At 72.7% G+C, this 10,680-nt stretch carries 9 protein-coding genes; 2 read left to right on the top strand and 7 right to left on the bottom strand.

The window, feature by feature from the left end; genetic code table 11:
* The coding region (locus H3C53_08590) for an aldehyde dehydrogenase (NADP(+)) (protein MBW7916723.1) at positions 1 to 161 on the top strand (161 nt) is incomplete at its 5' end.
* 18 nt (positions 162 to 179) lie between these two features.
* Here the strand turns inward: H3C53_08590 and H3C53_08585 are convergent.
* The 4 genes from H3C53_08585 to H3C53_08570 form a co-directional block, all read right to left on the bottom strand.
* A complete protein-coding gene (locus tag H3C53_08585; GenBank protein ID MBW7916722.1) occupies positions 180 to 1,076 on the bottom strand; it encodes a carbon-nitrogen hydrolase family protein in 897 nt (298 codons plus the stop codon).
* Positions 1,077 to 1,101: 25 nt separating this feature from the next.
* On the bottom strand, positions 1,102 to 1,941 hold the full coding sequence (locus H3C53_08580) for an ABC transporter permease (GenBank protein MBW7916721.1): 840 nt from the start codon (positions 1,939 to 1,941) through the stop codon (positions 1,102 to 1,104).
* Positions 1,942 to 2,069: 128 nt separating this feature from the next.
* Complete coding sequence (locus tag H3C53_08575; GenBank protein ID MBW7916720.1) at positions 2,070 to 3,092, bottom strand: ABC transporter permease; 1,023 nt, start codon at positions 3,090 to 3,092, stop codon at positions 2,070 to 2,072.
* 79 nt (positions 3,093 to 3,171) lie between these two features.
* On the bottom strand, positions 3,172 to 4,737 hold the full coding sequence (locus H3C53_08570; GenBank protein MBW7916719.1) for an ABC transporter substrate-binding protein: 1,566 nt from the start codon (positions 4,735 to 4,737) through the stop codon (positions 3,172 to 3,174).
* A gap of 144 nt (positions 4,738 to 4,881) precedes the next feature.
* Between H3C53_08570 and H3C53_08565 the strand changes: the two genes are divergently transcribed.
* Positions 4,882 to 8,130: a winged helix-turn-helix domain-containing protein gene (locus H3C53_08565; GenBank protein ID MBW7916718.1), complete on the top strand. Its 3,249-nt coding sequence runs from the start codon at positions 4,882 to 4,884 to the stop codon at positions 8,128 to 8,130.
* 65 nt (positions 8,131 to 8,195) lie between these two features.
* On the opposite strand, the gene H3C53_08560 is transcribed toward H3C53_08565, so the two are convergent.
* From H3C53_08560 to H3C53_08550, 3 genes are read right to left on the bottom strand one after another with little or no spacing between them, the layout of a single operon-like run.
* Positions 8,196 to 9,482, bottom strand: a complete 1,287-nt coding sequence (locus H3C53_08560; protein MBW7916717.1) for a HAMP domain-containing histidine kinase — start codon at positions 9,480 to 9,482, stop codon at positions 8,196 to 8,198.
* 7 nt (positions 9,483 to 9,489) lie between these two features.
* Positions 9,490 to 10,176, bottom strand: a complete 687-nt coding sequence (locus H3C53_08555) for a response regulator transcription factor (GenBank protein MBW7916716.1) — start codon at positions 10,174 to 10,176, stop codon at positions 9,490 to 9,492.
* Positions 10,176 to 10,511 (bottom strand): hypothetical protein, encoded by a 336-nt coding sequence (locus tag H3C53_08550; GenBank protein MBW7916715.1) that lies wholly within the window; start codon positions 10,509 to 10,511, stop codon positions 10,176 to 10,178. The genes H3C53_08555 and H3C53_08550 overlap by 1 nt, the downstream gene beginning before the upstream one ends.
* Positions 10,512 to 10,680: the final 169 nt, after the last annotated feature.

Here is a 10,680-nt window from a genome sequence, read left to right as displayed (position 1 = left end):
CCGGCGTCGAGGTCGGCCCCGCCATGGTGCACGGCGGCCCCTACCCCGCCACCTCCGACGGGCGCAGCACCTCCGTGGGCACCCACGCCATCGAGCGCTTCACGCGCCTCGTGGCGTACCAGAACTTCCCGACGGAGCTGCTGCCGGTGGCCCTCAGGTAGCCGCCGGCACGCGGGCGCTCACGGGCGTTCAGCCAGCTCGAGCCTCCCGAGGCCCTCGAACACCGCCCCCTCCTCGAACCCCTCCTGGTAGGGCGGGAACCGCATGCCGAAGTCGCGCAGCTGCTTCCAGGTCTGCGCTATCCCCAACGTGCCGGCCTCGCGAGCGCGCGTCACCCGGTCCAGGTCGATGCGCTGCACGAAGAAGGTCTCGCGCTCGCCCGCCTGGTGCACGACCTGACCCTCGGGGTCGACGAGCACGGAGCGCCCTCCACCCCACGGCCCCACGCCGTTCACGTCGAGGAAGTAGACCTGGTTGGTGATGGCGTGGGCGCGGCTGATCACGGTCTCGAGCTCGCGATCCTGGGTCGTGGTGAGGGTGGGGTGGAGTATGACCTCCGCCCCCATCCAGGTGAGGGTCCTGACCGTCTCGGGGTACCACATGTCGTAGCAGATCGACAGCCCGAAACGCCCGACGCCGGGGACGTCGAAGACCGTGTAGCCGCTGCCCGGCGTCGACTCGGCCTCGAACGGGTACCAGGGGAACAGCTTCCGGTAGCGCGCGACGATCTCGCCGTCGGGCGCGATGGCGACACTCGTGTTGTAGGTGACGTCCCCCTCGGTCTCGTAGAGGGAGCCGGGCACGACCCACCGCCTCAGACGGCGCGCCAGGTCCGTGAACGGCGCGGTGAGGGGTCCGGGCACGGGCGCGCGGCAACGTCCCCACTCCTCCACCGTCGGCCGCCGCCCGAGCTGCTCCACGCCCGAGGCCACCAACTCGGGGAAGACGAGCATGTCGACCCACGGGAAGGTGGCGACGATGCGGTGAGAGACCGCGACCATCTTCGCGGCGGTGGCGGCCGGGTCCCACGGCACCGGGGCCAGTTGCACGGCCGCGAGCCCGAACGAGCGGCTCACGCCGCGGCCCCGAACGGAACGCTTGTCATCTGTACTCCTTCGGGTCGAAGAGGTCGCGCAGGGCGTCTCCGACGAGGTTGAAGCTGAGCACCGCCAGGAAGATGGCGAGGCCGGGGAAGGTGCTCGTCCACCAGGCCGTGCGGAGGAGCGCCCGACCGTCCTCGATCATCAGGCCCCAGTCGGCGGCGGGGGGTTGGCTGCCAAGGCCGATGAAGGCCAGGCCGGTGGTGGCGAGGATGACCGTGCCGACGTCGAGGGACGCCTGCACCAGGATGGGGGTGATCGAGTTCGGCAGGATGTGGCGCAGCATGACGCGGCCGGTGCCGGCACCGAGGCCCCGCGCCGCCTCCACGAACGCCTGCTGCCTGAGCGACACGGCGACCCCGCGCACCAGGCGCGTGTACCACGGCCACCAGGAGACCGCCAGCGCCACGACGGCGTTGCTGAGGCTCGGTCCGGCCAGCGCCACGATGGCCATGGCGAGCAGGAGCGACGGGAAGGCGAGGAAGAGGTCGCACACGCGCATGATGACCTCGTCGACCCAGCCGCCCATCAGGCCGGCCACGGCCCCGAGAGGCGCGCCGATGCCGACGGCCAGGAGGACGACGATGAGGGGAGCGATCAGCGCCGGACGGGCGCCATAGATGATGCGGCTCAGGACGTCCCGTCCCAAGCGGTCGGTGCCAAGCACGAACCCCGGGGAGGGCGGCAGCGCCCGGGTGGTCACGGACGACCGCCCCATGCCCATGTCGGGGTAGGGCGCCAGCTGCGGCGCGAACAGAGCGACGATGACGAGCAGCGCCACGAAGGCGAGGCCGAGCACGGCGAGGCGGTCGCGCCCAAGGACCGCCAGCGCGCGTTGCATGCCGCCGCGCGGCGGCGCCAGCTCGTCCCGGACGGACTCGTCGGCGTCGGCCGCCGCGGTTACCTGCCCCGCCGCCAGGCTGCCCGCGAACATGCGCCACATGGCGCTCGCCGGCCCGGGACCGCGCCTCACGCCACCCTCACGCGCGGGTCGAAGAACGCCTGGCCCGCGTCCACGATCAGGTTGATGACGACGTAACCGGCGGCGCCGAAGAGCGTCATGCCGAGGATGGCGGGGTAGTCGACGTTGAGGAACGAGCGGACGGTGAACGAGCCGAGCCCGGGCCAGGCGTAGATGACCTCCACGTAGAACGTGCCGGTGAGCATGAACGCCATGGTGAGGCCGATGACCGTCAACGTCGGGCCGATGGCGTTGCGCAGCGCGAACCTAGAGAGCACGCGGCGCTCGGCCACGCCGTAGGCGCGCGCCGTGCGGATGTAGTCCTGCGAGAGCACCTCGAGCATGGCGGCACGCGTCATGCGCGTCACGAGCCCGATGGGGTAGGCGGCGAGGGTGAAGGCCGGCAGGACTAGGTGCATGAAGGCGTCGCGGAAGGCGACGAGGTTGCCGGTCAGGAGCGTGTCGAGCAGGTTCAGGCCCGTGAGGGAGGTGATGGGCGCCACGAACCTGAGTCCTCCGTCGACGCGCCCGGCCGCCGGGAACCATCCCAGGAGGTGGACGAACACGAGCTGCAGCAGCAGGCCGAGCCAGAACGCCGGCATCGAGACCCCCACCACCGACGTCACGCGCACTAGCGCCTCGCCGACCCCGCCGCGGAGGCGCGTCGACAGGACCCCGAGGGGGATGCCCACGACCACGGCCAGCAGCATGGCCGCCACGAGCAGCTCGAGGGTGGCCGCCAGGCGCGAGCCCAGTTCCTGCACAACCGGCCGCTTGGTGGCGAGCGAGGTGCCGAGGTCGCCGCGCGCCAACGCCCTCATGTACTGGGCGTACTGCTCGATGACGGGTCTATCGAAACCGAAGCGGCGCTGGATGTCGGCGATCTCGGCCGGCCGCGCCCGCGGCCCCAGGTAGAGCGAGGCCGGGTCGGACGGGATGATGCGCGTGAGGACGAAGACGATCGTCGCCACGCCGAAGAGGACGAGCAGCGACAACGCCAGGCGCCTGGTGATGAACTTGACTAACCCCATCGCTTCCAGTCTCCCGGCAGGGCCGCGGCGGCGCCACCCCCCGTGCGTGGCGCCGCCAGCGCGACCCGAGACGACAGCGTCAGTCCGCCAGCCGGATCGGGTAGAAGAACGTGGCGAACGGGTAGTTGATGTTGTACGCGAACCCCTCGAGGTAGGTGGGGACGGCGTACCAGCCGCCCGCGTCCATGAAGAACAGGGCGGGCGCCTCGTCCACGAGGATGGTCATCGCGTCCACGTACAGGGCTTGCGCCGTGGCGCGGTCGGTGCCGGTCAACTCGATCGCCTCGTCGACCAGGTCATCGAACAGCGGGTTCTTCCAGTAGCTGAGGTTGAAGAACGGCGTCTCGCTGCTATGGAACATGGACCAAAGGTTGTCGGAGCCGGCGTCCGAGTACGTGGGCCAGTACAGCAGCAGGAAGATGTCCTGCGCCTCCTTCGGGTCGGCCTTGGCCAGCGCCCACTGCTGGTTGAAGAGCAGCGGCTCGATCTCCACCTTGATGCCGATGTCGGCGAGCGCGTCGGCCATGACAGGGGCGAAGGCGCGTTCGATGATGTTCTCCGCCGCGTAAGTGAGCCGCAAGGTGAAACCGCCACCCTCGTGACCGGCCTCCGCCAGGAGTTGCCGGGCCTTGGCTAGGTCCTGCGTGTAGCGCGGGACCTCCTCCGACCAGGGGTAGATGCCCTGCGGCACCGGGCCGCGGCTCTGCGTGCCCAGCCCCTCGGCGCCCACGGCGATGATGTCGTCGTAGGGGACGGCGTAGGAGATCGCCTGACGGACGCGGACGTCGTCGAGGGGCGGGCGGGTCGTGTTGAGGAAGCCCACGTAGTTGAAGGGCGTCACGACCGTGTGCACGTCGTAGTTCGGGTCGGCCGCGAAAGCGGCGTAGGAGGTAGGCGGGAGGCTGAGCGCCATGTCCACCTCGCCCGCGAGGAGCATCTGCTCCTGCAGGACCTGGTCGGAGACGATCCTCACGACCACGTTCTGGAAGTGCCCGGGCTCGTCCCAACCGCCCCAGTAATCGTCGAAGGCGCCCAGGACGACCTCCGCGTCGGGCGTGTACTCGACCAGACGGTACGGACCGGTGCCGGCGCCGATGCCGGCCTCGAAGTACGCTTCGTCGGCCGCGGCAGCGTCGAGCGCGGCAGGGCTGACGATCCAGGCGCCGTAGAGCGAGGCCGCGATGAGGTCGACTGGCGCCGGGTACTCGAGGTCGATGCGCACCGTCATGTCGTCGACCGCGACGACGGCGGCGACCGGCGCCCAGATGAACGCGGCACCGCCGATGGCCATGTGACGTTCGATCGAACGCACCACCGCGTCGGCGTTCAGCGTCGCGCCGTCATGGAACTTGACGCCCTCGCGCAGGTGGAACGTCCACGACAGGCCGTCGGCGGCCGCCTCCCACGAGGTGGCGAGCGCCGGCCTGAACGGCTCCTCCGCCCCGGCCGGGTTGGCCCACAGCAGCGGTTCGTAGATGTTGGCAAGGTAGACGGCCTCGGTGGAGAAGGACAGGCTCGGGTCCCAGGTGGTCACGCTGGCCGTGCTGGCGACCCTCAAGGCGGTGGTCGACTGCGCGGCGACGACGCCTGCCAGCAGCGCGAGGGCGAGCGAGACGAAGCGGACGAACGACGGGAGTCTCGTCATCTGGTTCCTCCTGCAGCCGAGCGGCCGGACACTCGCCGGCTCCCGCCCGACGCCTAGGTGCGGTGCGCCGAGTCTACGGGAGGCCGTTGGCAGACCGTTGGCAGGCCGAGCGCGAGCGGCTCGGGTCCGCGGTAGATTCATGCCGTGGTGCTCTTCACTAAGCACGTGGTGCCGCGCTACACGGCGACCCGCGTGCCGAGGCTCCGGCTCTCGGAGGCGGTGGTCAGGCACGTGCGCCAAGCGGCGGCGCTGCTCGTGGCGCCGCCGGGCTACGGCAAGACCGTCCTCTTGGCCGAGGTGGCGGAGGCCCTGAACCGGCCGCTCGTCTGGCTCCAGGTCGACGAGGGCGACAACGACCCCGTCGCCTTCCTCGCCGCCCTGGCGGAGGGGGTGCGCCGGACCTTCCCCGACCTCGCCTGCCACCTCGAGGGGCTCGGCGACGCCGACGCCGGCCGCAACGAGGAGCGGCTCCTCGCGATGATCGTCAACGCCTTCGACGACTCCCCCACGCGGGAATGGACGCTCGTGATCGACGACCTCCACCTGCTCGCCAACCGGCGGGCGCTCGCGCTGGTGACCAAGCTCGTCGACTACCCGCCACCGGGGGCCGCCATCCTCATCGCGTCGCGCACCCGCCCCGCTCTGCCCGTCAACCGCTGGCTGGCCCGCGGCGTCGCCCGGCAGTTCGACGTCGACGACCTGAGGTTCACCCTCGAGGAGGCGACGGCGTGGCTGCTCCGCGACTTCCCGGACCTCACCCCAGAGGTCGTGGCTCAGTTGGTCGAGCGCACGGAGGGATGGGGCGCCGGGCTGCACCTGGCGCGCGGCCTGCTGTCTGGTGGGGCCGACGCCGCGGCGCTGGCGGGCAGGTTGCGGGGCTCCAACCCCGCCGTAGGCGGTTACCTCATGGACGAGGTGTTCGCGCGGCAGCCCGACGAGGTGCAGCGGTTCCTGCTGCGCAGCGCCGTGCTGCCCCAGTTCGACGCAGCGTCGTGCGCCGCGCTTATCGGCGAGGAGCCGGCCGCCTGCGCGCGCCTCATCGAGCGGCTGACGCGCGAGCAGACGTTCCTCCAGCCCCTCGACGCCGAGGGCCGCTGGTACCGCTACCACGCCCTGTTCCGCGAGTTCCTGCTGCAACGCCTCGAGGGGCACGACCCACGCCTGGCCACCGCCCTCCGGATGGAGGCGGGTCGGGCGGCCGAGGGGCGCGCCGACCTCGCGGCCGCGGTCGGCTTCTACCTCGACGCCGACGCGCTGCCGGACGCGGCCCGGCTGTTGGAGGCGCACGGACCCGCGCTCCTCGGACTGGGTCGCGGGGAGGCGCTCCATCGCTGGCTGGTCCGGCTGCGGGCTCAGGTCGACGCCTCCCCTCGCCTGCAGCTCCTGCTCGGTCGCGTCCTGCACGGCCGCGGCCTCCTCCACCAGGCCAGCCGCGAGTTGCAGAAGATCGGGGAGGCCGCCGGCGCCGACACGCGCTCGGCCGCGCTGACCGAGCTGGCCGTCATAGCGCGTTCGCAGGGCGACTACCGGCGCGCCGCCGAGTGGGCGCGGCAGGCGGCGGCGGTGCGGTGCGGTGACGCCGGCCCTAGTCCGGGCGTGAGGGCCGCCGCGCTCATGGAGCTGGCCCAGAACGAGGGTCACCTATGTGGCATGGAGGTCGGCCGGCGCACCGCGGAGCAGGCGCTCGCCGTGCTCGCGCCCGCTCCGACCGGCGAGGCCGCCGCATGCGAGGCCGACCGGCCCGCGACCGCCGACGCCACGCGCAGGCTGCGCGCCGACCTGCTCGGGACGCTGGGCCGGATCTGCTGGTGGCAGGGCGACGTGGACTCGGCGGTCGCCTACCTGAGCGAGGCCCTCGAAGGGCTCGACGACGCTGACGGCCTGAGGGCCGCCGACGTGCACCTCGCCCTCGCGAGCCCGACCCTCTACCGGCAGGACCACCGCGCCGCCCTGCGGCACGCGGAACGCGCCCTGACGACCTACCAGCGCCACGAGGCCAGGGAGCGCATCCCGGCGGCGTACGCGGTCCTGGGCAACGCCTACACCCGCGCGGGCGAACTCGACCGCGCCGAGGCGCTCCTGCGCTCGGGCATCGCCCTGGCCGACGAGATCGACGGCGCCAGCTACGACCGCGTCATGGCCGCCGGCTACCTCGCGCACGTCCTCGAACTCCAGGGGCGCGTGGAGGAGGCCGCGCAGGTGGCGGGCGAGGCGGTGTGGGCCTTCGAGGGGGGACCCATCGGCTACGAGCTGTACGTGTGCCATAGCGTCCTGGCCGACACGTTCCTCAGCGCCGGCCGCTGGCGGGAAGCGCAACGCATCTACGCGGAGCTGGTCGAGATCGGCGAGCAGCGGCAGTACCGCATCCCGCTGGCGCTGGCCTACTTCGGTCTCGCTTACATCGAGCTGGAGTGGGGCGACGAAGTGGAGGGCGTGCGCCTCGCCGGGACGGCGTTCGACATGCTCGCCCCCAGCCACGCCTGGCAGCTCGTGGCCGACCAGGGGCCGCGGGCCGAGCGCGTGCTCGAGGCCCTCCGGCCCACGCGGCCGACGGATCCGTTCATCACGCGTATCGCTCAGGGCATGGCCGGGCGGCTGGAGCCCGCCGCGACAGGCGGCGGCGGGGCGCGGCCGGCAGCGGCGCGCGCCGACGTGGAGGTGGAGCTCCTGGGGGAGTTGCGCGTCAGCGTCGACGGTGAGCCCCTCCCCGCCCGGGCCTTCACTTCCACCAAGGCGCGCGACCTGCTTGCATACCTCGTCGCCCACCGCGACGAGACGATCACCATCGAGACCGCCCTGGCCGCCCTATGGCCCACCGAGCCCGACCGCGCCAAGACGGCGCTGCACACCGCGCTCTACCGGCTGAGGAAGGCGCTGCAACGGGGCAACGACGACCCGACCAGGTTCGTGCTGGTCGAGTCCGGACGCTACCGGCTAGACCGGGCGCGCTTCGACATCGACCTCGACCGCTTCGAGAGCCTCGTCTCCCAGGCGCGGGAAGCTCGCCCGGAACGCCAGGTGGCGGCGCTCCGGCAGGCGGTGGGGCTGGTGCGGGGCGAGGCGCTGGCGGGCCTCGACTACGCCTGGGCCGACTCGCTGCGCGCGCGCCTGGCCGACCCGATCGCCAACGCCTTCCACAAGCTGGGCGAGGTCCTGCTCGCCACCGGTCGACCGGAGGAGGTGCTTCTCACGGCCAGGCGTGCGCTATCGCTCGACGCCCTCGACGAACGGGCCCACCTGCTGCTGATGCGCGCCCAGCACGCGCTGGGCGACCTGGTAGGCCTGGAGCTGACCTACCGGCAACTTCGCGACCTGCTCGCCACCGAGCTCGGGTTGGAGCCCACGGCCGAGACCGAGCGGCAGTACCGGGCGCTGACTCTGCCCGCGTCCTGACGACCCAGGGAGCTCCCGCGGGCGAGCCCCACCCAGGCCCGGCTCGCGAGCGGCTGGGCGGCCCATCAGGAGCGCGCGCCCTCCTCCAACCCGGCCTCCAGTGACGGGAGCACCACCACGAAGCGCGTGCCGCGCTCCGGCAGCCGCTCCGCAGTCACGGCGCCGCCGTGCGCCTCGACCAGGCCCTTCACCACGGCCAGGCCGATGCCGCTTCCCCCCTGCGCCGCCCTGCTCGTGAAGTGGCGCTCGAACAGCCTGCCGAGCGCCTCGTCGGTCAGTCCCACCCCGTCGTCGCTGACGGTGAGGGTCACGGCCCCGTCCGCTTCCGTCACCAGCACCGTCACGCCTGGAGCCCCGCCCGCCTGCACGGCGTTGCGCACCAGGTTCCTGACGACCTGCGCGAGGCGCAGGGGGTTGCCCAACACCAACCCCTCCGACCGCGCCTCGAAGCGCACGCCGGGGTACTCGCCGCACACCCTCTCCGCCACCTCCGCCACGGCCACGACGCTCAGCTCGAGCGGCACCTGCAGCTCGCCCCGCGCCAGCGTCAGGAGGTCCTGGGAGGTGTGGAGGAGCTCGCGGGCCGCGTCGCGCGCCGCCAGGACCTGAGGCGCCGGGTTCGCGGCCGCCAGGCCCTCCAGCTGCCCGGCCACCACCGAGAGGGGTGCCGCCAGCTCGTGCGCCACACCGGCGAGGGCGTCGCGTTCGGCCTGCTGCCGCTGTCGGATGGCCGCCACGGCCCCCTCCAACGCGCGCGCCACCTCACCGACCTCGTCCCGGCGCATGGGGGGCAACGACAGGCGCGGGTCGGCGGGCTCGAGCGCCGCGGCCTCGCTCGCGAGCAGCCTCAGTGGTCGCAACTGGCGCCGCAGGAGGAGCAGCCCTGCGACGGTGCCGAGCAGGGCGATCACCGCCGCGGCCACGACCAGGCTGTTGCGCAACGTGCGCCGCGCGGCCAGCGCCTCGGCCGCGTCGTAACTGAGCCGCACGGTGCCCAGCCTCACGCCACCCGCCAGGCTCCACGGCGCCGCCGCGACCAGCACGCGCTCGCCGCGCCACTCGGCCCAACCGTCACCGAGCGGGATCGCCTCGGGGTCGCCGGCGGGCACCAACACCCCGCCGGCCGGATCGACCAGTTGCAGGCTCAGGTGCTCGAAACCGCCCGCCAGCAGGCTCTCGCCCACGGCGGGGTCGGCCAGCAGCGTCGTCACGCGCTGCAGCTCGCGCCCTAGGAGCGCGGTCAGCTCGCGGTACTGGTGACGCTCGAACAGCACCACGCTGAGGACGACCGCCGCCGCCAACGCCACCAGCAGCGACGCCCCCAGCAGGACGCTCAAGCGCGTGCCCAGCACCCCTGCCTCAGACCACCACGTAGCCGCGGTTGCGAACGGTGCGGATGACGTCCTCCAGCCCCAGCCCCTTGAGCCTGCGGCGCAGGTTGTAGACGTAGACCTCGATGGTGTTGGAGTCGGGCACCTCGGGACCGTAGAGGGCGCGCTCCAGGTCCTCCTTCGTGAAGACGCGCCCGCGGTACTGCACGAGCAGGCGCAGCACCTCGAACTCGCGCTCGGGGAGGTGCTCAACCCTGCCGCCAACGCTGCACGCCCGGGTCTCACGGTCGAGCGTCAGCCGGCCGTAGCTGAGCAGCCGCCGCGCGCCGGCCTCGCGCAGCTGGACGTGGACGCGCGCGAGCAGCTCCGCCACGCTGAACGGCTTGGTGAGGTAATCGTTGGCGCCCGCGTACAGGCCCGCCACGCGGCTGTCTATGGCGGCGCGGGCCGTCAGCATCAGCACGGGGACGTTGCCTTCGGCGCGGACCTCGGCGGCGAGGTCGAGCCCGTCGCCGTCCGGCAGGTTCAGGTCGAGGACGATGAGGTCGAAGCGCCCGTCCGCCAGGCACCGGCGCGCCTCCCCGAGGCCGCCGGCAAGCACCGGGGCGTGTCCCGCCAGCGTCAACTGTTCACGCAGAAGGTCGGCGAGCTGGCGGTCGTCCTCCACCACGAGGATGGCCGCGCCCGGCGCGGCGCCCCGTTCCTCGGCCGGCATCATGCCGCCAACTCAGCCAGCGCGGAGGCTGCCTGGGCGCCGGCCGGGGCCGCGGCCTCGGCCGCGTCGTCGTCGCCGTCATCGTCGTCGTCGTCCAGGTCGCCGGGGTCGTCCGCGTCGTCGCCGTCGCCGGGGTCGTCCGCGGGGTCGTCCGCGGGGTCCGCGTCGTCGGCGTCGTCGGCGGGGTCATCGCCGGAGTCGTCGGGCTTCGTCTCGGAGCCGGCATCGGTGTCGTCGTCCTCGACGTCGCCGGCATCGTCGTCGCTGTCGTCGGCGTCGTCTTGGTCGTCCTGGTCGTCCTGGTCGTCCCCGTCATCCTCGTCGTCCCCGCCCACCGGCTGCGACCCTGGTCCTCCGGGGGCGTCGGCGGCGCCCGCGCCACCCGATCCGAGCAGCAGGGTGATGCCGCGCGAGGCGAAGAACTCGGCCAGCGTGGGGCTCGAGCCGTTCACCAACTCGAGGACGAGGTCACCGCCGGGGGAGCGCGAACCGAGCAGGCGCTCC

It is taken from the genome of Trueperaceae bacterium (assembly GCA_019454765.1).
Taxonomy (GTDB): domain Bacteria; phylum Deinococcota; class Deinococci; order Deinococcales; family Trueperaceae; genus JAAYYF01.
The sequence above is the reverse complement of the archived record's forward strand: the minus strand, read 5'-3'. Positions and strand labels throughout refer to the sequence as shown.